The 21,881-nt window shown below is 70.4% G+C and carries 21 protein-coding genes; 8 read left to right on the forward strand and 13 right to left on the reverse strand.

What is annotated here, in order from left to right; translation table 11 throughout:
* Positions 1 to 3 precede the first annotated feature (3 nt).
* Complete coding sequence (gene ispD / locus ACQPZX_RS47605) at positions 4 to 705, reverse strand: 2-C-methyl-D-erythritol 4-phosphate cytidylyltransferase (RefSeq protein WP_433371502.1); 702 nt, start codon at positions 703 to 705, stop codon at positions 4 to 6.
* Between the two features lie 41 nt (positions 706 to 746).
* The gene (locus tag ACQPZX_RS47610) at positions 747 to 1,232 is read right to left on the reverse strand and encodes a CarD family transcriptional regulator (protein WP_026206027.1); all 486 of its coding nucleotides are present in this window, start codon (positions 1,230 to 1,232) and stop codon (positions 747 to 749) included.
* Between the two features lie 334 nt (positions 1,233 to 1,566).
* On the opposite strand from ACQPZX_RS47610, the gene ACQPZX_RS47615 reads away from it, so the two are divergent.
* Positions 1,567 to 2,346 (forward strand): hypothetical protein, encoded by a 780-nt coding sequence (locus tag ACQPZX_RS47615; protein ID WP_433371505.1) that lies wholly within the window; start codon positions 1,567 to 1,569, stop codon positions 2,344 to 2,346.
* On the opposite strand, the gene ACQPZX_RS47620 is transcribed toward ACQPZX_RS47615, so the two are convergent.
* Genes ACQPZX_RS47620 through ACQPZX_RS47635 form a run of 4 tightly spaced genes read right to left on the reverse strand, consistent with a single transcriptional unit; the run spans position 2,343 to position 5,729 of the window.
* Positions 2,343 to 2,801 (reverse strand): DUF6023 family protein, encoded by a 459-nt coding sequence (locus ACQPZX_RS47620; RefSeq protein ID WP_433371508.1) that lies wholly within the window; start codon positions 2,799 to 2,801, stop codon positions 2,343 to 2,345. The genes ACQPZX_RS47615 and ACQPZX_RS47620 overlap by 4 nt on opposite strands.
* The gene (locus ACQPZX_RS47625; protein ID WP_433371511.1) at positions 2,798 to 3,868 is read right to left on the reverse strand and encodes a type III polyketide synthase; all 1,071 of its coding nucleotides are present in this window, start codon (positions 3,866 to 3,868) and stop codon (positions 2,798 to 2,800) included. Before ACQPZX_RS47625 ends, ACQPZX_RS47620 begins: the two co-directional genes overlap by 4 nt.
* Positions 3,862 to 5,016, reverse strand: a complete 1,155-nt coding sequence (locus tag ACQPZX_RS47630) for an acyl-CoA dehydrogenase family protein (RefSeq protein WP_433371514.1) — start codon at positions 5,014 to 5,016, stop codon at positions 3,862 to 3,864. Before ACQPZX_RS47630 ends, ACQPZX_RS47625 begins: the two co-directional genes overlap by 7 nt.
* A complete protein-coding gene (locus ACQPZX_RS47635; RefSeq protein ID WP_433371516.1) occupies positions 5,013 to 5,729 on the reverse strand; it encodes a methyltransferase domain-containing protein in 717 nt (238 codons plus the stop codon). Before ACQPZX_RS47635 ends, ACQPZX_RS47630 begins: the two co-directional genes overlap by 4 nt.
* A 46-nt stretch (positions 5,730 to 5,775) precedes the next feature.
* Here ACQPZX_RS47635 and ACQPZX_RS47640 point away from each other — a divergent pair, with 46 nt between their 5' ends.
* From ACQPZX_RS47640 to disA, 4 genes are all read left to right on the forward strand, one after another.
* The gene (locus ACQPZX_RS47640) at positions 5,776 to 6,603 is read left to right on the forward strand and encodes a UbiA family prenyltransferase (RefSeq protein ID WP_433371519.1); all 828 of its coding nucleotides are present in this window, start codon (positions 5,776 to 5,778) and stop codon (positions 6,601 to 6,603) included.
* 81 nt (positions 6,604 to 6,684) lie between these two features.
* On the forward strand, positions 6,685 to 7,323 hold the full coding sequence (locus tag ACQPZX_RS47645) for a hypothetical protein (RefSeq protein WP_433371522.1): 639 nt from the start codon (positions 6,685 to 6,687) through the stop codon (positions 7,321 to 7,323).
* 30 nt (positions 7,324 to 7,353) lie between these two features.
* A complete protein-coding gene (gene radA, locus ACQPZX_RS47650; protein ID WP_433371525.1) occupies positions 7,354 to 8,769 on the forward strand; it encodes a DNA repair protein RadA in 1,416 nt (471 codons plus the stop codon).
* An 83-nt stretch (positions 8,770 to 8,852) separates the two neighbouring features.
* Positions 8,853 to 10,043 (forward strand): DNA integrity scanning diadenylate cyclase DisA, encoded by a 1,191-nt coding sequence (gene disA / locus ACQPZX_RS47655; protein WP_433371528.1) that lies wholly within the window; start codon positions 8,853 to 8,855, stop codon positions 10,041 to 10,043.
* A gap of 9 nt (positions 10,044 to 10,052) precedes the next feature.
* Here disA and ACQPZX_RS47660 read toward each other — a convergent pair whose 3' ends face one another.
* From ACQPZX_RS47660 to ACQPZX_RS47675, 4 genes are all read right to left on the reverse strand, one after another.
* Positions 10,053 to 10,481 carry a GNAT family N-acetyltransferase gene (locus ACQPZX_RS47660; RefSeq protein WP_433371531.1) on the reverse strand — a complete coding sequence of 143 codons (429 nt, stop codon included), beginning with the start codon at positions 10,479 to 10,481 and terminating at the stop codon, positions 10,053 to 10,055.
* Complete coding sequence (locus ACQPZX_RS47665; protein WP_433371534.1) at positions 10,482 to 11,258, reverse strand: adhesin; 777 nt, start codon at positions 11,256 to 11,258, stop codon at positions 10,482 to 10,484. It lies immediately after the preceding gene.
* Between the two features lie 82 nt (positions 11,259 to 11,340).
* Positions 11,341 to 11,868: a peptide deformylase gene (def, locus tag ACQPZX_RS47670; RefSeq protein WP_433371536.1), complete on the reverse strand. Its 528-nt coding sequence runs from the start codon at positions 11,866 to 11,868 to the stop codon at positions 11,341 to 11,343.
* A complete protein-coding gene (locus ACQPZX_RS47675) occupies positions 11,865 to 12,368 on the reverse strand; it encodes a glycine cleavage system protein R (RefSeq protein ID WP_433371539.1) in 504 nt (167 codons plus the stop codon). The genes def and ACQPZX_RS47675 overlap by 4 nt, the downstream gene beginning before the upstream one ends.
* A 21-nt stretch (positions 12,369 to 12,389) precedes the next feature.
* Here ACQPZX_RS47675 and ACQPZX_RS47680 point away from each other — a divergent pair, with 21 nt between their 5' ends.
* On the forward strand, positions 12,390 to 13,298 hold the full coding sequence (locus tag ACQPZX_RS47680) for an A/G-specific adenine glycosylase (RefSeq protein ID WP_433371542.1): 909 nt from the start codon (positions 12,390 to 12,392) through the stop codon (positions 13,296 to 13,298).
* A 45-nt stretch (positions 13,299 to 13,343) separates the two neighbouring features.
* On the opposite strand, the gene ACQPZX_RS47685 is transcribed toward ACQPZX_RS47680, so the two are convergent.
* The gene (locus ACQPZX_RS47685; protein ID WP_433371545.1) at positions 13,344 to 14,315 is read right to left on the reverse strand and encodes an arabinan endo-1,5-alpha-L-arabinosidase; all 972 of its coding nucleotides are present in this window, start codon (positions 14,313 to 14,315) and stop codon (positions 13,344 to 13,346) included.
* 198 nt (positions 14,316 to 14,513) lie between these two features.
* On the opposite strand from ACQPZX_RS47685, the gene ACQPZX_RS47690 reads away from it, so the two are divergent.
* Positions 14,514 to 17,009 (forward strand): alpha-L-arabinofuranosidase C-terminal domain-containing protein, encoded by a 2,496-nt coding sequence (locus ACQPZX_RS47690; protein WP_433371548.1) that lies wholly within the window; start codon positions 14,514 to 14,516, stop codon positions 17,007 to 17,009.
* Positions 17,006 to 18,415, forward strand: coding sequence for a family 43 glycosylhydrolase (locus ACQPZX_RS47695; protein ID WP_433371550.1), 1,410 nt, complete (start codon positions 17,006 to 17,008; stop codon positions 18,413 to 18,415). Before ACQPZX_RS47690 ends, ACQPZX_RS47695 begins: the two co-directional genes overlap by 4 nt.
* 51 nt (positions 18,416 to 18,466) lie before the next feature.
* Here the strand turns inward: ACQPZX_RS47695 and ACQPZX_RS47700 are convergent, their stop codons facing one another.
* Positions 18,467 to 20,989: an ATP-dependent Clp protease ATP-binding subunit gene (locus ACQPZX_RS47700; RefSeq protein ID WP_433371553.1), complete on the reverse strand. Its 2,523-nt coding sequence runs from the start codon at positions 20,987 to 20,989 to the stop codon at positions 18,467 to 18,469.
* Positions 20,990 to 21,482: 493 nt separating this feature from the next.
* Positions 21,483 to 21,839, reverse strand: a complete 357-nt coding sequence (locus tag ACQPZX_RS47705; protein WP_433371555.1) for a histone-like nucleoid-structuring protein Lsr2 — start codon at positions 21,837 to 21,839, stop codon at positions 21,483 to 21,485.
* Between the last annotated feature and the right edge of the window lie 42 nt (positions 21,840 to 21,881).

Here is a 21,881-nt window from a genome sequence, read left to right on the forward strand (position 1 = left end):
AGATCAGGTTACGTGCAGCAGGGCCTCGGCCAGCACCAGATCGAGGGGTCTGGTGATCTTCATGGCGAGCTCGGAGCCGGGCACGCAGGTCACCGGCAGTCCGGCCTTTTCCACCAGGCCGGCGTCGTCGGTGTGCGCGTCGGCGGCCGTGGCGTGCGCGGCCGCCAGCACGTCGTGCCGGAACCCCTGCGGCGTCTGCACGCTGCGCAGCACGCTGCGGTCAACCGTACCGAGAACGAGCTCGCCGGAGGGAGAAGGCCCGACCTCTTTGATCGTGTCGACCACCGGCAGCGCCGGGATCACCGCGGGATGCCCGGAACGGACGGCCGCCGCCACCGACTCGATCAGCTGCGGCGGCGTGAGCGCGCGTGCCGCGTCGTGCACCAGCACGATCCCGATCTCCTCCGGCACGGCGGCCAGCGCCAGGGACACCGACTCCTGCCGCTCGGCGCCGCCGGCCACCACGGTCACCGGCGCCACCGGGGCGAGCAGGTCACGGACGGCTTCGACCTCGGCCTTCGGAGCGGCAACCACGATCATCCGTACGGAGGGGGCAGCCGCGACCCGCCGGATCGCGTGCACCAGCAGCGGCTCCCCGGCGAGCAGGCGCAGGGCTTTCGGGCCGCCGGGGCCGAGCCGCAGGCCCGCGCCGGCCGCTGGAACGAGGACCGCGACGTCACCCCGAGCGTTGAGCTGCGGGGTCACGTCGCGGTCCTGTGCAGAGATCTTCAGAAATGAAGCGCCGGTCAGGCCTCGGTGAGGACCTTGTCGAGGAGAACCTCGGCCTCGTCCTTGGTGCTCTTCTCCGCAAGAGCCACCTCGCCGACCAGAATGTCGCGGGCCTTCGCCAGCATGCGCTTCTCTCCGGCCGAGAGACCGCGCTCGCGCTCGCGCCGCCAGAGGTCACGAACAACCTCAGCAACCTTGAGGGGGTTACCGGAGGCCAGCTTCTCGAGATTGGCCTTGTAACGCCGCGACCAGTTGGTCGGCTCCTCGGTGTGCGGTGCACGGAGGACGTCGAAGACCTTACCCAGGCCTTCCTCGCCGACCACTTCACGCACGCCGACGATCTCGGCGTTCTCAGCGGGCACCCGAACAGTCAGATCACCCTGGGCAACACGCAGAACGAGATACTGCTTCGGCTCGCCCTTGATGACCCGTGTTTCGATTGCCTCGATGAGTGCGGCCCCGTGGTGGGGGTAAACAACGGTCTCGCCGACACTGAAAACCATAGGTTCGAAGCCCCTTTCGCTGTGTCTAGGGTAACACGCTCAGCCAGCTATGTCCCGCCCAGCCGGTGACTGTTAGTGCAGCTCAGGGGCCTTGTGATGGGCGCTTCTACGGCTTGACAGGAGCGCCAGGAGCTGCCTCGGTAACGGAATGTGACGAAAGCGTGACCGCTTTGCCCAGCGAGTCGGATATTTCGCACCTATGGCGTTTGTGAGGTCAAGCTTATCGCTAAGGTCCGGAAGCGCGCACTACTGGCGGTCGGGCGAAGGTTAAGGAAGGCTGGACTTCAGGTCCCCGACCGAAGAATTCCTGGTCGGCCTGGGGGGAGGGTGAGTTATGGCTGGTCCCAGCGACAACGGTGGATGGACGCACGACGGCGGATCCTCCGATGACCTGCCTGACCTCCCCGAGGAGTGGGGCGTCATCGTCATCCCCGACGACCTCTCCGAGCTCTCCGACGAGGTCGACGCCGTCCGCGCCGAGCTGCGGCTGGCCGCCAAGCCGACCCGCTGGCGCCGCTTCGCCAACCGCCCCGGCATGCGCCGCCTCCGCAAGGTCGCCACCGCCGCCGTACGCGCGCCGGTTTTGATCATTTCGATGGCCGTGCTGGTCACGGTGGCCAGCCTGTTCGCCTCGGCCTGGCCCGGCCCGCCGCGTCAGCCGGTGACCCAGCGGACGGCCAACACCACCGACGACCACATCGGCACGCTCCCCGCGCTCGAGCTGATCGGCGCCGACGGGCAGACCGTGCCGCTGCGCGGGCAGCTACCGGCAGTGATCCTGCTGATCGACGGCTGCGACTGCGCGGGTCTGGTGTCCGACACGATCGCCACCGTCCCCCCGGAGATCGCCGTGGTGACGATCTCGAACGCGACGGCCACCGCCGCGGTCAAGGGCGGCGGCACCCCGCCCACCGGCGCGACCCCGCAGGCTCAGGGCAAGACCGTCCGGGTGCTGCAGGACCCGAGCGGCAGCGTGCGCACCGAGCTCAAGATCAGCAAGGCCGACGACGGCACCGCCGCCGCCCTGCTGGTCGACAAGGGCGGCTCGATCGTGCGCACCGTCCCCCGGCTGGCCGCGGTCGACGAGATCCGCCCCGACCTGGCCCGGCTCTAGTCGCCGCGGCGCTCCAGGGTGTAGCGGAAGATCACCGTTCCCACGCCGTTGACCGAGAGGAACATCCGCAGCTGTCCCGAGGTGCCCACGTCGAAGTAGTCGCCGGCGCCGTCGGAGCAGTCCAGGCCGTGTCCCGAGTCGGTGCCGGCCTCGCCGAGGCTGACCCGCACCTGGCTGCCGGTGTCGCCCACGCAGACCACCGAGATCCGGTACTTCCCCGAGTCGACCTCCGCCAGCACCTGGTGGTCGGAGCCGGCCGCGAGCGCCAGCGTGTCGGCGTCGTCCTGCCCGGGCTCGGTCGGAAGCTGCTCGATCGCGGTCTGCCGCCAGCGCTGGATCGTGGGGTCCTCGGCCGGATCGCGGGGAGCGGCCCGCAGCCACCAGGTGGCACCGCCGGCGAGCAGCACGACGGCACAGCCGTACAACACGGCCCCCCGCGCCCGATCCCCGATCACGTTGTGACTGTAGAGGTCTCGAGCAGCGTTCCGTAGAGCGTGAGGCCCGGGCCGAAGGCGAGCATCAGGACGCGGCGCGGGGGCGCCGCGCGGCGACGCAGAGCGTCGAGGACCAGCAACACGGTGGGTGAGGAGCAGTTTCCGTACGACGCCAGCACCTCACGGGACGCAGCGATCGCCTCCTCGTCCAGGCCGAGCTCGTCCCGCACCACGTCGAGGATCTTGGGACCGCCCGGATGGACCGCCCAGCCGTCCACGTCGGCGATCTCCAGACCGTGCCGGGCCAGCAGGTCCACCACCAGCCCGCGGACGTGCAGGGCAAGCACGGCCGGCACCCGGGGTGAGAGGCCCATGCGGAAGCCGAGATCGGTCACCTCCCACGTCATGTGGTCGGCGGTCGTGCTGTCGGTCACCGCGGCGACCTCACGGACGGCGTACCCGAAACTGGTCTTGTCGCCCGGAGTGAGCACGACGGCGGCCGCGGCGTCCGAGAAGAGCGCGTGCGAGACGATCTGCTGGATGTCCGCCCGGACGCCGGGCGGCTGCAGGTGCAGGCTGGTCAGCTCGGCGCAGAGCAGCAGCGCCGGACGGCCCTGTGCGACCACGAAATCGGCCGCCGTGCCCAGCCCCGGCAGCGCCGCGTAACAGCCCATGTGGCCCACGAAGAGCCGCCGCACGCCGGCCGCCATGCCCAGGTCGCGGGCGAGCAGGATGTCCAGCCCCGGCGTCGCGTAGCCGGTGCACGAGCAGACGGCGAACATCCCGATCTCGTCGGCTTTCAGGCCCGCGTCGGTCAGTGCCCGCGAGACCGCCTCCTTGCCCAGCGGAACCGCCTCGACCTGGTAGCGGCGCATCCGGCGCTCGGTCGACCAGTCCGAGACGTCCTCGAGCAGCGGGCTCACCGCGGCCTGCCGGGTGCGCACCCCGGCGTTCGCGAAGATCCGCTCGGCCAGGACGCGGCGCGCCCCGGTGTGCTGGCGGGCGAAGTAGCCCGACCAGACCTCCTCCTGCCGCACTGCGGGCGGCAGCGCCACACCCACCCCGGCGATCGTCGCGTGGCTCACCATCGCGGTGCGGACCCCTCCGAGTCGGGATCGCCGCCGAGCGCGTCCACGCCGAGCCAGTCGGCGCACACGTCGCTGGTGGCCGGTTGCAGCGAGCCGGCCCGCGCGTCGCGGTAGAGCCGCTCGAGCGGGTGGCCGCGGCGCATCGCGGACGTGCCGGCCGCCTCCAGCATCGACGCCGCCACCTCGGCCGCGGTCGTGCCGGCCAGCAGCTTGGCCCGCCACACCCACCGGTTCGTCTCGGCGTCGCCGGGCGCGCTGTCGACCCGCCGGGCCGCCTCCATCACCGCCAGGTGCGCCGCCGCGACCGCCGCGTCGGCCCGGCCGATCCGGGCCCGGATGGCCGGCAGGTGCGCCAGCTTGCGCTCGTTGACATGCTCGATCGCGGCGTCCACCGAGGCCCGGGCCACGCCGACGTAGACCGCCGCGTAGCTGGCCACCATCCAATGCGGCGCCAGCTGGGCGACCACCAGGGCCAGGCCCTCGACGCCGCCGAGCAGCGCCCCGGCCGGGACGGTCACGTCGACGTGCAGGTCGTGCGAGGCGGTGGCGCGCATACCGAGCGCATCCCACGTTTCCTCGACCCGTAAACCCTCCCCGGCCGGAACCAGGAACTGCGACACCTTCTCGGGCTCCTCGGCGCTGCGGGCCGCCACCAGGTACGCGTCCGCGTTGCCGGCCCCCGAGCAGAACGTCTTGGCCCCCTCGATCCGGTAGCCGCCGTCCACGGCGCGGTAGGAGGTCGACATCTGCGACAGCCTCGACCCGGCGCCGCGCTCGCTCATCGCCACCGCGTACCAGGCGCCCTGGGCGGCCGCGCGCAACGCGTCGTCGCGGGCCCGCAGCGCCTCGGGCGGCAGGCCCAGCGCCTCGGCCAGCTCGTCGGTGACCCCGCTGAGCGCGCCGGTGACCGACGCGTGCATGTTGAAGATCAATGCGGTCGCACCGTTGCCGCGGGCCAGCTCGTACGCGATCGCCGCGTAGTCCGCGAAGCCGGCGCCCGCCCCGCCCAGCCGGGGCGGGGCCATCAGCCCGAAGAACCCGGCCTCGCGCAGGTCGGCGAAGTCGTCGGCGGGAAAGGCGCCGTCCCGGTCGTGCACGGCCGCCCGCGCCGCGAATCGGGGCGCCAGCCGCCGGGCCTCGTCGATCATGAACGGTCCCCCTCCTTGCGTCCGGTCCCCTGGTAGAGCACCGTCGTCAGTCCCGACGGCACGATCCGGCCGCGGGCGCGCTCGCTTCGCAGAACCCGCCAGCGGAACAAGCCGGTCAGCGTCGGCCGGGCGCCGCGCACCTCGAGGCGTACGCCATGGCGGGCGAACTCCGTGATCAGCCGGCGCGGGCGCACGAACAGCGCCGGATCGTGCAGATGCGGCGGGGCGAAGCCCAGCCGCTCGCCCGCGGTGACCGTGACGAACCGGCTCAGCGCGTTGTCGTTGACCGTGTCCAGCACCACCAGCCCACCCGGCCGCAACACCCGGGACAGCTCGGCCACGGTCGACGGCAGGTCGGTGACGTGCTCGAGGATCTCGCCGGCCGCCACCACGTCGGCCGCGCCGGTGGCGATCGGCAGCGCGGTCACGTCGCCGTTCACCGCCTGCAGGCCGTGCTCGGCGGCCACTCGCAGCCCGTGATGCCGCAGGTCCACGCCGACGTGCCGATAGCCCTTGCCGGCCAGGTGCGGCGCGAGCAGGCCGCCGCCGCAGCCCGCGTCGACGAGCACCGCGCCGGAGCGGCCGGCCGGTGGGATCAGCGAAGCCCGCGCCGCGGCGAGCCAGTGCAGCATCTCGAAGCCGCCGCCCGGCCGCCACCACTGGTCGGCCAGCTCGTCGTACTGACGCGGATCGTTACGGGGCATCGACCGCATGTGATCGAGCGTGGCACGCATCTTGCACATCCACCACACTGGCCGCATGGCCCGCGCGCTCGCTGTGATCAAGGCATCTCATCCGGAGCCCGGGCTGGCGGTCACCGTGGCCATGACACTGCTCGCGATCGGGGTGGGCCACCGCGGCTGGGCGATCGCCGGGATCTTCCTCGCCGTGGGCGCGACCCAGCTGTCGGTGGGGTGGGTCAACGACTGGCTCGACGCGGCGCGTGACCGGCATACCGGCCGGCCGGACAAGCCGATCGCGGCGGGCGCCGTCTCCCGGCGTACGGTCGGGATCGCCGGACTGATCGCGACGCTCGCCGTTCCCGTCCTCGCCGCGCCGTTCGGCCTCCGGCCGACGGCGATCCTCACGGTGGCCAGCCTGGTCGCGCTCTCCTACGACTGGCCGTTGAAGTCCACGGTGTTCTCGGTGGTCCCCTACCTGATCGCGTTCGGCCTGCTCCCGGCATTCGTGGTGACCGCGCTGCCCGGCCATCCGGCGCCGCCGGCCTGGCTGGTCACGGCGGGCGCGCTGCTCGGCGGCGGCGCTCATTTCGCCAACGTGCTGCCCGATCTCGAGGACGACGCGGCGACCGGGGTGCGTGGTCTCCCGCATCGCCTCGGCGCCACCGGTTCCGCCTTCGCCGCCGCGATTCTCCTGCTGGGCGCGACGCTCACGCTGGTCTTCGGTCCCGGCGGACCGCCGTCGTGGGCGGGCTGGGCGGCCGCGGCGGCCGCCGTCGTGGTCCTTCCCCTTGGCTGGTACGCGCAGAGGCGCGCCACGGGACGCCGGGTGGCCATGTTCCGCGCGGTGATCGTGGTGGCCCTGATCGACGTCCTTTTGCTGATCTTCAGTGGCCGGGTGGTGTGAATGGACGGGTCGGCGCACGCGCCAGATCACGGCCCTCTAGGCTGAGGTCACACCCTTTGGTGACTTTCTTGGAGGATCGTGATGCGCTCGCTGGGAACCCGCCGCGTCGCACAGGCCGCGGGTGCCGCGATGGTCGCCGTGATCGCGCTGGCCGGCTGCTCGGCCGGTCAGGTCGCCGAGACCGCCCTTCTCAAGGCGCCGGTCTCGGGTCTCAACACGCAGAGCCCCGACGGCAAGCTGCTGATCCGCAACCTCCAGGTGGCCTACGACGCCCCCGAGGGTTACCCGGCCAACGGCACCGCGCCGCTGCAGGTCAGCCTGTTCAACCAGACCGAGCAGCCGATGACCGTGACGATCAGCAGCCGTCCGCAGACCGACGTCACGCCCAGCATCGTCTCGGCCCAGCAGGTCGGCGTGGGCGCGCTCGCCCCGTCCGAGGAGCCGTCGCCGTCCGCCTCCGCGCCGGCCGCCGAGCCGCCCGCGCTGGAGCCGGCCAAGTTCACCATCCCGCCGCTGGGCACCCAGACCTTCATCCCCGGCCCGGGTAAGAACCTGCAGGCCGTCGGCCTCAGCAACGATCTCAAGCCGGGCTATTCGCTGAGCCTGACCATCCAGGCCAACGACGGCGAGGCGATCGACGTGCTCGCGCCGTTCCAGACCCCGACGTCGCCGGCCTCGCGCGCCCCCGGCAACGAGGACGAGAACTCCGAGGCGGAGTAAGTTGTCGTACCCTCCGGCTAACTTGTCCGGGTGACGACCACCAAGGCCGCCAAGGCCGCCCGACCCGCCTTCGTCTGCGACGCCTGCGGGCACCAGCCGCCGAAATGGCTCGGCCGGTGCCCCGAGTGCGGCGAGTGGGGCTCGGTGATCGAGTCCACCGTGAGCAGCCCGCTGGGTGCGGGCCGGGTGGTCAGCTCGCGCATGCCGGCCGAGCCGGCCCGCCCGATCGCCACGATCAGCGCCGCCCCGGCCAAGGCCGTGCCGACCAACGTCAGCGAGCTCGACCGGGTGCTCGGCGGCGGCCTCGTCCCCGGCGCGGTCGTCCTGCTGGCCGGCGAGCCCGGTGTGGGCAAGTCCACACTGTTGCTCGACGTGGCCCAGCAGTGGGCCGCCGGCGCCGGCACCCCGTCCCTGGTGGTCAGCGGTGAGGAGTCGGTCAGCCAGGTCCGCCTGCGCGCCGAGCGCATGGATGCCCTGCACGACAACCTGTTCCTGGCGTCCGAGAGCGACCTGAGCGCCGTCCTCGGCCACCTCGACGCGGTCAAGCCCGGCCTGCTCGTGCTCGACTCGGTGCAGACCATCTCGGCGCCCGGCACCGAGGGCGTGCCCGGCGGCGTCACCCAGGTCCGCGCCGTCACCGCCGCGCTGGTCGGGGTGGCCAAGGAGCGCGGCATCGCCACCGTCCTTGTCGGTCACGTCACCAAGGACGGCCAGGTCGCCGGCCCCCGCGTCCTCGAGCACCTGGTCGACGTCGTCCTGCACTTCGAGGGCGACAAGCACTCTTCGCTGCGCCTGGTGCGCGGGGTCAAAAACCGCTACGGCGCCGCCGACGAGGTGGGCTGCTTCGAGATGCACGAGGGCGGCATCGCCAGCCTCCCCGATCCGTCCGGCCTGTTCCTCACGCGCTATCAGGAGCCCGTCCCCGGCACCTGCGTCACGGTCGCCATGGAGGGTCGCCGTGCCCTGGTCACCGAGGTGCAGGCCCTGATCGGCGCCGAGGTGCAGGGCTCGCCGCGGCGCACTGTCTCCGGCCTCGACAGCGCCCGCCTCGCCATGGTCCTGGCGGTGCTGGAGCGCCGCACCAAGCAGCTCAAGCTCTACAACCGCGAGGTCTTCGCCGCCACCGTCGGCGGCATCCGCCTGACCGAGCCGTCCGCCGACCTGGCGATGGCGCTGGCCGTGGCCTCCGGCGGCCTCGATCTGGCGATGGCCCCGACCCTGGTCGCGATCGGCGAGGTCGGCCTGACCGGCGAGATCCGCCGGGTCGGCGCGGTCGGCCGCCGCCTGGCCGAGGCGGCACGGCTCGGGTTCCGCGAGGCCCTGGTCCCGCCGGGCTGCGCTCCCGAGGGCGCCCCGCCCAAGGGCATGCGGGTCACCGAGGTCTCCGACCTACGCTCCGCATTGCAGACCGCCGCCCGGGCCTCGGCCGAGCACGGCAACCGGTGACAGAGCGTGATGTTTCATCACGCTACGGAGCATTCATCGAACCATGCCTCGGCGGCCTGGATGACAGTCCGTAGAATGTACAGGTGCCGCTCGACCGCGATGGTTCCAAGCCCGCCGCCGCCACCCCGACGCCACGTCCCGGCGTCAACGGTTCGGCGCGCGCCGCGGCGACCACATCATCAACTCCAGGCCTCTCGGGTGGCGGCGTGAGCGCCGACCCGCTCCGCGCCAATCTGGCCCTGATGGCCCCCGGCACCGCCCTGCGCGACGGCCTGGAGCGCATCCTCCGCGGCCGCACCGGCGCGTTGATCGTTCTCGGTCACGACCCGGTCGTCGAGAGCATCTGCACCGGCGGTTTCCCGCTTGATGTCGAGTTCTCCGCCACCCGCCTGCGCGAGCTGTGCAAGATGGACGGCGCCGTGGTCCTCTCCAGCGACGGCACCCGCATCGTCCGCGCCGCCGTGCACCTGATGCCCGACCCGAGCATCCCGTCCGAGGAGTCCGGCACCCGGCACCGTACGGCGGAGCGGGTGGCCAAGCAGAGCGGCTTCCCGGTCATCTCGGTGAGCCAGTCCATGCGCATCATCGGGCTGTATGTGAATGGCCAGCGCCACGTCCTCGACGACTCCGCCGCCATCCTCTCCCGGGCCAACCAGGCCCTCGCCACCCTGGAGCGCTACAAGCTGCGCCTCGACGAGGTCTCCGGCACCCTGTCCGCCCTCGAGATCGAAGACCTGGTCACCGTCCGCGACGCCGTGGCGGTCGTCCAGCGCCTCGAGATGGTCCGCCGCATCGCCGACGAGATCTCCGGCTACGTGGTCGAGCTGGGAACCGATGGCCGCCTGCTGGCCCTGCAGCTCGACGAGCTGATGGCCGGGGTGGACGCCGATCGCACCCTGGTGATCCGCGACTACCTGCCGACCGGCCGCAAGGCCCGCACGCTCGACGAGGCCCTGGTCGAGCTCGACCTGCTCTCCGCCACCGAGATGATCGACCTGGTGGCCGTGGCCAAGGCGATCGGCTATCCCGGCGCCTCCGACGCCCTCGACGCGGCGGTCTCGCCCCGGGGTTTCCGCCTCCTGGCCAAGGTCCCGCGGCTTCCCCAGCCGATCGTCGACCGCCTGGTCGACCACTTCGGCAGCCTCCAGCGCCTCCTGGGCGCCACAGTGGAGGATCTGCAGGCCGTCGACGGCGTCGGCGACGCGCGCGCCCGCGGCGTCCGCGAGGGCCTTTCCCGCCTGGCCGAGGCGTCCATTCTGGAGCGCTACGTCTAGGGCTTCGCCCTAGCCGAAGGACGGCCGGTTGTCGATCTCCATCCACCGCTCCGGGTGGGCCATCGGCACGAAGCCGGCCTTCGCGTACACCCCGTGGGCGTCCAGCGTCGCCAGCATGACGCGCTTGACGCCGTGACGCTCGGCCCACTCGACCGCCCAGCCGGCGAGCAGGGTGCCGAGGCCACGACCACGGTGGGCGGGGTCGACGTAGACGTCGCACAGCCACGTGAACGTCGCACGGTCGGAGACGATGCGCGCCACCGCCGCCTGCCGGCCGTCGTCGGCGTAGAGGCCCACCGGGAACGAGTTGGCGAAGGAGCGCTCGATCACCTCACGGGTGCGGCCCTTCGCCCAGTAGGCGTCGAGGCTGATCCAGCGCACGACGCTGTCCATGTCGAGGTCGGCGGGGTCTTCGCTCAGCCGGTAGTCGCTCACCATTCAGGCGGCGATGGTGATCACGACGGGGTTGCTCACGATCGTCCCCAGCCGGGCGCGCAGCTCGTACTGCCCCGGCGGCGGGTTCGGCCCCGACGCCTGGCTTCCGGTGCAGCTGCTGGACTGCCGGCCGTTCCACGTCACCTTGTACGAGCGGGTCTCCCCCGGCGCGAACTGCTTCACGTCGCTGCCCTTGTTGGTGCTGCACGTGTCGGACGACCAGTACTTGCGGGCGCCCTGGTCGAGATAGAGCTCCTGCGGTCCGGCCCCGACGTCGCGGCTGCACGCCCTGGTGCTGATGTTCTTCACCGTGAGCGTGATGTCGAGCGACGCCCCACGCTTCATGCTCGTGGCGGCGGCACTGGGCGCGACCGACATCTCGTTGTCGGCGCACGAGCCGTCGGCGGCCGCCGTCACGTTGGTGTTCTGACCCGGCGCGGCTGTCGTGGGCGCGGTGGTCGCGGTGGTCGCGGCCCCGCCGTCGTCGTTGCCCGCCGTCGGCGACTCGAGGTCGCCGAGGGCCGGCAGCGAGGGCTGGTTGCCGCCGGGCACGCCATCCAGGAAGGACGGCTCGGTGGACGGTGACGCGGAGTTGGCCGGCGCCGGGGTGGGCAGCTGCGACTGCGGCGGCGACGACGCACCCTTGCCGTGCTGGTCGTCCTTGTCGCCACCGGAGCAGGAAACGAACAGCACGATGATGCCGAGCAGGACAGCTCCTAGCACGACCGCACGACGCCGCCAGTAGACGGCGGATGGAAGGGGACCAACCGTCGCTCTCATGATGGGGCCACCGTAAACCCGGACACCCCCGGCAGCGGTCGCGACGCGCCGGGTATGCGACACCGACTCGCCTTACCAAACGTTAGAGATAGACCTTGCGCTGGTAGATGGCGTGCGCCCCGGCCACGCGGTCGAGGAAAAGCTTGCCGGCACAGTGGTCTATCTCGTGTTGCAGGGCGCGCGCCTCGAACGCATCGGTGGTGATGGTGACCGGCTCGCCGGTTCCCGGGGCGAGCGCTTCGACGACGACGCGGCCGGCCCGTTTCACGTCGCCGGTGAGATCGGGAACGGACATGCAGCCCTCGCGCCCCGACTTCCACCGGCTCGCCTCGACGATCTTCGCGTTGCAGAGGACGAACGTGCCGTGGGTGGTGGCGGACTTGGGGTGCCCGACGACGTCGACGGCGAAGACCTGGGCGCCGACGCCGACCTGGGGCGCGGCCAGGCCGACGCAGCCGGGCGACACCTTCATCGTGGCGATCAGGTCGGCGGCGAGCTGCACGATCGACGGGTCGGTGGGGTCGGCCTGTTCGCCGGCCGCGCTCAGCACGGCGGCGGGCGCGGTGACGACCGGAAGGACACGCCCCTCGGGCAGATCCGGAAATTTCACAGAATCTCCGAATCGGCCGAGCGCAGCGTCACGTCGACACCCAGCTCGGCGCCGGCCACCGCGAGCCGCTCGGCCAGCTCATCGGCCTGCCCGGCGGGCAGGTCGACCTCGGCGATCAGCACGTAGAGCGTGCCGACGAGGCGGGTGCTCAGGTCGGTGATGTTGCCGCCCTCGGCCGCGACGACCCGGGTGACCGCGGCGACGATGCCGAGCCGGTCGGCGCCGTGGACGCTCACCACCCACGGCTCGCCACCCTCGTCCTTGCCGGCCTCGGGCGCGACCTCGCGCACCGACGTCGTGACCCCGTCGAGCGGCTCGAGCGCCGCGCGGGCGGCCTCGACCCCGGTGCCGGTGCAGATCAGGGTCATGGCGAAGTGCCCGCGCAGGCGGGTCATCGTCGAGTCCGTGAGGTTGGCGCCGACGCCGGCCAGCGCCTCGGCGACGTCAGCGACTATGCCCGCGCGGTCAGGGCCGATGACGGTGATGGCTAGCTCGTGCACCCGCCTACAGTAAGTCCTGCCATGACTTTCGCGGATGATGCCATCGCCTGGTTTGACCGGAATGCTCGCGATCTGCCCTGGCGCGAGCCGACAACGACCGCGTGGGGGGTGCTGGTCAGTGAGGTGATGCTGCAGCAGACCCCGGTGGTGCGGGTCGAGCCCGCCTGGCGGTCGTGGATGACCCGCTGGCCCACGCCGGGCGATCTCGCCGCCGAACCGCCGTCCGAGGCGATCCGCATGTGGGGGCGGCTCGGTTATCCGCGGCGCGCGATGCGGCTGCACGCCTGCGCGGTGGCGATCGTGGAACGGCACGGTGGGCGGGTGCCCGACGATCTGGAGCAGCTGCTCGCGCTGCCCGGGGTGGGGACCTACACCGGGCGGGCGGTGGCGGCTTTCGCGTACGGCCAGCGGCACCCCGTCGTCGACACCAACGTGCGGCGGGTCGTGAGCCGGGCCATCGAGGGAAAGCCGGACGCGGGGCCGAACACGACCGCGGCCGATCTGGTGGCGGTCGAAGATCTGCTGCCGTTGGACGAGGCGCGTGCCGCGCGGGCCAGCATCGCCTTCATGGAGATCGGTGCGGTTGTCTGCACGGCCCGCGCACCCCGCTGCGCTGAGTGCCCGTTCGAGGCGGCCTGCGCGTGGCGGGCCACCGGGGAGAAGCTGCCGGAGGGGCCCAGCCGGAAGCCGCAGCGGTATGCGGGGACCGACCGGCAGGTGCGGGGGTTGTTGCTGGAAGTGCTGCGGCACACCGATGGGCCGGTGCCCCGCCAGCGGCTCGATGTGGTGTGGCAGGACGACGTGCAGCGGGCCCGTGCGCTGGCGGGGCTGGTCGAGGACGGCCTGGTCGAGCCGCTCGGCGCGGAAAATTTTGTGTTGGCCGGCGACGCCCCACGGACCGCCCCCACCCGGTTGGGTGGGGACGATTAGAGCATCCGGGTCTGACAAAAAACGGGCGCTGTCCACAGGCGCCGGTCAGTAGACGTAGGGCCAGCCTGCGGAGTCGTAGGCGAGCAGGTTGATGCCCAGGCGGGCGGCGCCGTTGTCGGCGTAGTAGTGGTAGACGAGCACGTCGGCGTCGGAGTCGGTGAAGACGGACTGGCCGCCGGGGCCGTGGATGCTGCCGTGGCCGGCCAGGATCTCGGAGCCGCCGCTGCTGGTCATGGCGGTGCCGTTCTTGTCCACGAACGGGCCGGTCACGCTGGTGGAGCGGCCGACCATGATGCGGTAGGTGCTGGAGGCGCCGCGGCAGCACAGGTCGAACGAGACGAACAGGTAGTAGTACGAGCCGTGCCGGAAGAGGAACGGCGCCTCGATCGCGCCGCCGCCGCGGCCGGCCAGGGAGCGGATGGTGCTGTCCAGGCGCTTGCCGGTGGTGGCGTTGAGCTGCACCTGCTTGATGCCGGACCAGAACGAGCCGAAGCTCAGCCACCAGCGGCCGGACGGGTCCACGTAGAGGTTCGGGTCGATGGCGTTGAAGTTGTCGCTGGTTTTGGACTCGATGACCAGGCCCTGGTTGCTCCAGCTGCCCGACGCGCCGGTGGTGCTGGTGGCCAGGAAGATCGCCGAGTGGTTGGAGCCGAAGGTGGACGCCGAGTAGTACATGAAGTACTTGCCGTTGCGGTACGAGATGTCGGGCGCCCAGAGGTTGCGGCTGCCGCCGGTGTAGGACGTGGTCCAGGACGCGCCGCTGGGGAAGGCGACGCCGGCGTCGCGGAAGGCCGTGCGGTCCGTCGAGGTCTTGAGCACGATGTTGTCGCCGGTGTGGGCGATCAGGTACGTGCCGTCGGGCTTCTTCACGATGCCGGGGTCGTGCACGTTGACGCTGCCGGTCACGGTGCCGGGGTTCGGGTAGGTGGCCGCCTCGGCGGACCCGACGCCGACCGCGACCGCACCGGCCGTCACCAGCGCGACCGCACTGGCAAGCGCTTTCCTGCGGAACGACATGAGACTCCCTCTCGCCGCTGACATTTCGGGGGTGTTACGGCTAGAGTGAACGTTCACATAGACGGACGTCAAGAAGTGTTCGGCAGCTTAAGACGGCCTTTAGCAGGACGTTTTACAGATTGCGCGAGCTTCGACCGCGTTCGTCATCTGGCAATCGATGTTGACGTGCACAAGGACATCTCGGGAGGGACCCCCGTCATGCCCCGACTCCGAACCCGACTCACCGGCGCGGCGGTGGCGCTGGTCGCGCTGCCGCTCGCGGTGGCGCCACCGGCCTCCGCGGCCACCGACCCGGACTACACGATCACGCTGCACCCGCGGCAGCAGGGCGCCGCCATCGGCGACCAGATGTACGGCGTCTTCTTCGAGGACATCAACTTCGCGGCCGACGGCGGCCTCTACGCCGAGATGATCCGCAACCGATCCTTCGAGTTCCTGCCGGCCGACAACCGCTCCTACACCGGCCTGACCGGCTGGACCGTGACCGGCACGGCCACCACTGTGGACGACGACGCGCGGCTCAACGATCGCAACCGCACCTACCTGCGGACGACCGGCGCCGCCGAGCTGACCAACGCCGGCTACAACAGCGGCCTCGCCACGAAAAAGGGCGAAATTTACGACTTCTCGGTGTGGGCCCGCGCGGATCAGGGCGCAAACCTGACCGTGAGCCTGCATGCGGCCGACGGCACGACGATCGCCGCGCCGCTCACCAAGAAGATCACTAGCGACGCGTGGGCCAGATACAGCGGGACGCTGAGGGCCACGGCCACCAGTGACACCGGCCGGGTCAGCATTGAAACGGATAATTCGTCCAGGCTGGACATGATCTCGTTGACCCCGCGCGAGACGTACAAGAATCATGGTCTTAGAAAAGATCTTGCGGAGAAGATCGCGGCGCTGCACCCGGGGTTCGTGCGCTTCCCGGGCGGCTGCCTGGTCAACACCGGCAGCATGTATTCCTACGACGCCGCGAACAACTACCCGCGGGCCCGCTCCTACCAGTGGAAGGACACGGTCGGGCCGGCCGAGACCCGGGCGACCAACGCCAACTTCTGGGGCTACAACCAGAGCTACGGCCTCGGCTACTACGAGTACCTGCAGTTCGCCGAGGACATCGGCGCGAAGCCACTGCCGGTCGTGCCGGCGCTGGTCACCGGCTGCGGCCAGAACCGGGCGACGAACGACCCGGCGCTGCTGCAGCGGCACATCCAGGACACGCTCGACCTGATCGAGTTCGCGAACGGGCCGGTCGGCTCGACGTGGGGCAAGCTGCGGGCGCAGATGGGGCACCCGAAGCCGTTCGGCCTCAGCATGATCGCGATCGGCAACGAGGAGAACCTGCCGAACGAGTACTTCGCCAACTACCTGCAGTTCCGGGACGCGATCAAGGCGAAGTACCCGAACGTCACGGTGATCAGCAACTCCGGGCCGGACGACATGGGCGTCACCTTCGACAACCTGTGGGCCAAGAACAAGGCCGCCGGCAGCGACATGGTCGACGAGCACTACTACAACAGCCCGTCGTGGTTCCTGCAGAACAACGCGCGCTATGACTCGTACGATCGCAGCGGTCCTGATGTTTTCCTCGGTGAATACGCATCGCTGGACGCGAAGTTCGCGAACTCGCTGGCCGAGGCCGCCTACATGACCGCGCTGGAGCGCAACGCCGACGTCGTGAAGATGGCGTCCTACGCGCCGCTGCTCGCCAACATCGACAACGTCCAGTGGCGGCCCGACATGATCTGGTTCGACAACGACGAGTCGTGGGGCTCGACCAGCTACCAGATGCAGAAGCTGTTCATGAACAACGTCGGCGACCGCGTGGTTCCCAGTGCCGTGACCGGTGGGAAGGTCGTGCAGCCGCAGCCGATCACCGGCCGGGTCGGACTGTCCACCTGGGCCACCGCGGCCCGCTACGACGATCTGAAGGTCACCGGGACCGACGGCACGGTGCTGTTCTCCGACGACTTCGAGGACGGCAACGCGGACGGCTGGTCGACGCTGTCCAACCGCGGCGCGTGGTCGGTGCAGGACGGCGCCTACGTGCAGACCGACACCGCGGCGACGAACACGATGGTGGCCGCGGCTACCGACATCACCGCGACCGACTACGACATCACGCTCAAGGCCACCAAGACCGCCGGCGCCGAGGGCTTCCTCATCCCGTTCGGGATCAAGGACTCCGGCACCTGGTACTGGTGGAACCTGGGCGGCTGGAACAACACGCAGGGCGCGATCGAGAAGGCCTCCGGCAGCGCCGACGCCAAGGAGCAGCTGCTCACCAGGCCCGACACGGTGGTCACCGGCCAGACCTACAACCTGACCATTCAGGTACGGGGCACGCAGGTCACCCTGCTCCGCGACGGCGAGGTGTGGGGCAGCTTCGACGACAACAAGGTCACCGAGCCGTTCGCGCAGGTCGTCACCCACGACAAGCGGACCGGCGAGCTGATCGTCAAGGTCGTCAACGCCGCCGACACCCCGGCCCTCACCAAGATCGACCTGGGTGGGCTGAAGGTGGCGCGCACCGCCCGGATGACCGTCCTCGCGGGCGACCCCGGCGAGCAGAACACCCGCTCGGCCGAGCCGATCCAGCCGGTGACCAGCACGGTCGGCGGCATCGGATCGTCGTTCACCCGGGTTTTCCCGGCTTCGTCGGTCACCTTCCTGCGCATCAAGGAGAGCTCATGACGTACGCCCTCAGCCGGCGCACTTTGCTGCGCGGCACGCTCGGGGTCGCCGCCGGAGCGGGTATCGCCGGGATGACCCAGGCCGGGACGGCGGCCGCCGCCGGGCCTCGCACGGACGCCGAGATCTACGGCGTCCCGACCGTTCAGCCGCTGGTCAGCCAGCGGGCCGATCCCTTCATCACGCCGCGCACGGCCGGGATGTACTACTTCACCGGGTCCGTGCCCGAGTACGACCGGATCGCGCTGCGCGGCGCGACGACCCTGGCCGGCCTGACCGCCGCTCCCGAGACCGTGATCTGGCGCCGCCCGGCGAGCGGCAAGATGGCCGGCCACATCTGGGCGCCCGAGCTGCACCGCATCGACGGCCGCTGGTACGTGTACTTCGCGGCCGGCGACTCCGACGACGTGTTCCGCATCCGCACGTACATCCTGGAGTCGCCGCTGGCCGACCCGCTCGACCCGTCCGGCTGGACCCTGCGCGGCCAGCTGCTGACCGAGTGGGACGGCTTCACGCTGGACTCGACGACGTTCGCCCATCGCGGGCGCCGCTACCTGGTGTGGGCGCAGAGCGAGCCGGAGATCGCGGTCAACACCAGCCTGTACATCGCCCGGCTTTCGAATCCCTGGACCTTGGGTTCGAAGCCGACCCGGATCACCACGCCCACCAAGAGCTGGGAGATCCAGGGCTTCCGGGTCAACGAGGGTCCGGCCGTGCTGATCCGCAACGGCCGGGTGTTCCTGACCTTCTCGGCGAGCGCCACCGACGCCCGCTACTGCATGGGGCTGCTCACCGCCCGGGCGGACGCCGACCTGCTGGACCGGGACTCGTGGGTGAAGACCCCGGATCCGATCTTCGTCACCTCTCCGGAGACCGCCCGGTTCGGGCCGGGCCACAACTCGTTCACGGTGGCCGAGGACGGGGTGACCGACGTGCTGGTCTACCACGCCCGCGACTACCGGGACATCACCGGCGACCCGCTGTACGACCCGAACCGGCACGCCCGGGTGCAGAAGCTGTACTGGCACCCGGACGGGACGCCGCTGTTCGGGATCCCGGTGGGCGACGGCGGCCCGATCGTGCGGCTCTCCCCGAGCCGCCACGACTTCGTGTGTCATGACGATGCCGGCGCGCTCGTGGTCTCGACAGCGCCACGCGATCTGGCGGCCACCCAGTGGCGTTTCGAGGCACACGAAGGCGGCACCGAGGTGATCCGCTCGGTCGACCATCCAGACCGTTTTGTCCGCATCGACGGGTCGGCCGTAAAGCTCGACCCGACCGCGACGGCTTTCCGCCGGAGCTGGAACCGGCACGGCGTCACGATCCAAGCTTCGGACGGCGGATATCTGCACGCCGACCACGGCACGATCACGGTCTCGTCAAAACCGACGACCTTCGAGCTCAGCTGACAACGAAACGGCCCGGCTGCGCTTGACGCAGCCGGGCCGTTTGCTGATCTGTTACTCCTCGGTGGAGGCGGCGCCCAGGTCGGCCGGAACAGCGTCCGGAACCTGGACTCCCCGGTCGGCGCCGCGGAAAGTCAGCTTCGACTTCTCGACGAGAGCCGGGTCGCCCTCGCAGTCCACCACCACGATCTGGCCGGGGCGCAGCTCGTTGAAGAGGATCTGCTCGGACAGGGTGTCCTCCAGCTCGCGCTGGATCGTGCGGCGCAGCGGCCGCGCGCCCAGCACCGGGTCGAAGCCCTTGTTCGCCAGGTACTTCTTCGCGTTGTCGGTCAGCTCGAGGCCCATGTCCTTGTTCTTGAGCTGGGTCTCGATCCGCGCGGTGAAGATGTCGACGATCTGCAGGATCTCGTCCTGCCGGAGCTGGTGGAACACGATCGTGTCATCGATACGGTTCAGGAACTCCGGGCGGAAGTGCTGCTTCAGCTCGTCGTTGACCTTGACCTTCATCCGGTCGTAGTTGCTCTCGGTGTCCTCCGAGGCCTGGAAGCCCAGCGACACCGCCTTGGCCACGTCGCGGGTGCCGAGGTTGGTGGTCAGGATGATGACCGTGTTCTTGAAGTCCACGATCCGGCCCTGACCGTCGGTCAGGCGGCCGTCCTCGAGGATCTGCAGGAGCGTGTTGAAGACGTCCGGGTGGGCCTTCTCGATCTCGTCGAAGAGGACCACGGAGAACGGCTTGCGCCGCACCTTCTCGGTCAGCTGGCCGCCCTCGTCGTAACCCACGTAGCCGGGAGGGGCACCGACGAGGCGGGACACCGTGTACCGGTCGTGGAACTCGGACATGTCCAGCTGGATCAGCGCGTCCTCGGAGCCGAACAGGAACTCGGCGAGCGCCTTGGAGAGCTCGGTCTTACCGACGCCGGACGGGCCGGCGAAGATGAACGAGCCGGACGGGCGCTTCGGGTCCTTCAGGCCGGCCCGGGTGCGGCGGATCGCCTTGGAGACGGCCTTGACCGCGTCCTCCTGGCCGATGACCCGCTTGTGCAGCTCATCCTCCATGCGGAGCAGACGGGACGTCTCCTCCTCGGTGAGCTTGTACACCGGGATGCCGGTCCAGTTGCCCAGGACCTCGGCGATCTGCTCGTCGTCGACCTCGGACACGACGTCGAGGTCGCCGGCCTTCCATTCCTTCTCCCGCTGGGCCTTCTGGCCGAGCAGCTGCTTCTCCTTGTCGCGCAGCTGGGCGGCGCGCTCGAAGTCCTGCGCGTCGATCGCGGACTCCTTGTCGCGACGCACCTGGGCGATGCGCTCGTCGAAGTCGCGCAGGTCCGGCGGCGCGGTCATCCGGCGGATCCGCATCCGGGCGCCGGCCTCGTCGATCAGGTCGATCGCCTTGTCCGGCAGGAAGCGGTCCGAGATGTACCGGTCGGCCAGCGTCGCCGCGGCCACCAGGGCGGCGTCGGTGATGCTGATCCGGTGGTGCGCCTCGTAGCGGTCGCGGAGGCCCTTGAGGATCTCGATGGTGTGCGCCAGCGACGGCTCGCCGACCTGGATCGGCTGGAAGCGGCGCTCGAGAGCCGCGTCCTTCTCCAGGTGCTTGCGGTACTCGTCCAGCGTGGTCGCGCCGATGGTCTGCAGCTCGCCGCGGGCCAGCATCGGCTTGAGGATGCTCGCCGCGTCGATCGCGCCCTCGGCCGCGCCCGCGCCCACCAGCGTGTGGATCTCGTCGATGAACAGGATGATGTCGCCGCGGGTGCGGATCTCCTTGAGCACCTTCTTGAGGCGCTCCTCGAAGTCACCGCGGTAGCGGGAACCGGCGACCAGCGCGCCCAGGTCGAGCGTGTACAGCTGCTTGTCCTTGAGCGTCTCGGGCACCTCGCCCTTGACGATCGACTGGGACAGGCCCTCGACGACGGCGGTCTTGCCGACACCGGGCTCGCCGATGAGCACCGGGTTGTTCTTGGTGCGGCGCGACAGCACCTGCATGACCCGCTCGATTTCCTTCTCCCGGCCGATGACCGGGTCGAGCTTGCCCTCGCGGGCGGCCTGGGTCAGGTTGCGCCCGAACTGGTCGAGCACCAGCGACGTGGACGGAGCGGCCTCGCCCGCCGCGGCGCCGGCCGCGGCCGGCTCCTTGCCCTGGTAGCCCGAGAGCAGCTGGATCACCTGCTGGCGGACCCGGTTGAGGTCGGCGCCGAGCTTGACCAGCACCTGGGCGGCAACGCCCTCGCCCTCACGGATCAGCCCGAGCAGGATGTGCTCCGTGCCGATGTAGTTGTGGCCGAGCTGCAGCGCTTCGCGCAGCGACAGCTCCAGCACCTTTTTCGCTCGAGGCGTGAACGGGATGTGCCCGCTCGGCGCCTGCTGGCCCTGGCCGATGATCTCCTCGACCTGCTGCCGGACGCCCTCGAGCGAGATGCCGAGACTCTCCAGAGCCTTGGCGGCGACGCCCTCGCCCTCGTGAATCAGGCCGAGCAGGATGTGCTCGGTCCCGATGTAGTTGTGGTTGAGCATCCGGGCCTCTTCTTGGGCCAGGACGACAACCCGTCGCGCTCGGTCGGTGAACCGCTCGAACATGCCCTCGTGCTCCTCACGTGCCGTGCGCCAATGAACTGGCGGGGCCAGCGCCCGGGCATCGGTGATGCCCGTGCTGTAACTACTCTATCGCCGCCCGGCGGTTCTGCCGGGCCCTCGTGGCCCGCCGGAACCAACCGCAACGTTGATTTAGCCAACTTCGCACGCTCAGCGGCTCTTCCCCCACCCGAACGAGTACGCGGACAGCGAAATCGCCGTCGGACGTGCATCCACAGGCTGTGGACAACTTCGTCCACACCTGTGGATAACTCTACGGACCGCGGGCAAAGATCACCCGGAAAGCAGCGAGGGCCCGCCGCGCCCTCGCGCGACGAGCCCTTGCTCACGTGTACCACTGACCGCGATCGCCCCGCTGATGAGGAGACGGTCGGTTTTTCGTCGCCGCGGGGTTTGCGGCGCCGGAAAATCGCCCGGCTCCTCATCAGCCCCGAAGGGGCGATCGCTCGCGGAGCGAAGCGGAGCCAGCTAGCTCAGCTCAGCCCCTTCCGGGGCCCTTCGAGTGGAACTCGTCGACGATCTCCTGAGGGATGCGGCCCCGGTCGGAGATGTCCTTGCCGGCCTTCTTGGCCCACTCCCGGATCGCCTTGTTCTGCTCGCGGTCGGCGGTAGCCCCTCCGCGGCCACGTGCGGCCCGGCCCCCCACGACCACACCGCCGCGGGCCACCTTCGACCCGGCCCCCACGTAGGGGGCGAACACGTCCCGCAATTTAGCGGCGTTCTTGTCTGAGAGGTCGATCTCGTACTGAATGCCGTCGAGCGCGAACTTGACGGTCTCCTCGGCGTCACCGCCGTCGAGGTCATCGACCAGCTTGTGAATGATCTGCTTGGCCACGCGCCGCTATCCTCCCGAACACAGGTTCTCCCGCAACGGACA

This window comes from Actinoplanes sp. CA-142083 (assembly GCF_050942195.1).
Taxonomy (GTDB): domain Bacteria; phylum Actinomycetota; class Actinomycetes; order Mycobacteriales; family Micromonosporaceae; genus Actinoplanes.

What these genes read in the sequence shown, in the direction of transcription:
- ACQPZX_RS47610 (WP_026206027.1), bottom strand. Translation starts at nt 1,232, where the DNA reads ATGGTTTTCAGTGTCGGCGAGACCGTTGTTTACCCCCACCACGGGGCC.
- ACQPZX_RS47615 (WP_433371505.1), top strand. Translation starts at nt 1,567, where the DNA reads ATGGCTGGTCCCAGCGACAACGGTGGATGGACGCACGACGGCGGATCC.
- ACQPZX_RS47625 (WP_433371511.1), bottom strand. Translation starts at nt 3,868, where the DNA reads ATGGTGAGCCACGCGACGATCGCCGGGGTGGGTGTGGCGCTGCCGCCC.
- ACQPZX_RS47630 (WP_433371514.1), bottom strand. Translation starts at nt 5,016, where the DNA reads ATGATCGACGAGGCCCGGCGGCTGGCGCCCCGATTCGCGGCGCGGGCG.
- ACQPZX_RS47635 (WP_433371516.1), bottom strand. Translation starts at nt 5,729, where the DNA reads ATGCGGTCGATGCCCCGTAACGATCCGCGTCAGTACGACGAGCTGGCC.
- ACQPZX_RS47640 (WP_433371519.1), top strand. Translation starts at nt 5,776, where the DNA reads ATGGCCCGCGCGCTCGCTGTGATCAAGGCATCTCATCCGGAGCCCGGG.
- ACQPZX_RS47645 (WP_433371522.1), top strand. Translation starts at nt 6,685, where the DNA reads ATGCGCTCGCTGGGAACCCGCCGCGTCGCACAGGCCGCGGGTGCCGCG.
- ACQPZX_RS47660 (WP_433371531.1), bottom strand. Translation starts at nt 10,481, where the DNA reads ATGGTGAGCGACTACCGGCTGAGCGAAGACCCCGCCGACCTCGACATG.
- ACQPZX_RS47665 (WP_433371534.1), bottom strand. Translation starts at nt 11,258, where the DNA reads ATGAGAGCGACGGTTGGTCCCCTTCCATCCGCCGTCTACTGGCGGCGT.
- ACQPZX_RS47680 (WP_433371542.1), top strand. Translation starts at nt 12,390, where the DNA reads ATGACTTTCGCGGATGATGCCATCGCCTGGTTTGACCGGAATGCTCGC.
- ACQPZX_RS47685 (WP_433371545.1), bottom strand. Translation starts at nt 14,315, where the DNA reads ATGTCGTTCCGCAGGAAAGCGCTTGCCAGTGCGGTCGCGCTGGTGACG.
- ACQPZX_RS47690 (WP_433371548.1), top strand. Translation starts at nt 14,514, where the DNA reads ATGCCCCGACTCCGAACCCGACTCACCGGCGCGGCGGTGGCGCTGGTC.
- ACQPZX_RS47695 (WP_433371550.1), top strand. Translation starts at nt 17,006, where the DNA reads ATGACGTACGCCCTCAGCCGGCGCACTTTGCTGCGCGGCACGCTCGGG.
- ACQPZX_RS47700 (WP_433371553.1), bottom strand. Translation starts at nt 20,989, where the DNA reads ATGTTCGAGCGGTTCACCGACCGAGCGCGACGGGTTGTCGTCCTGGCC.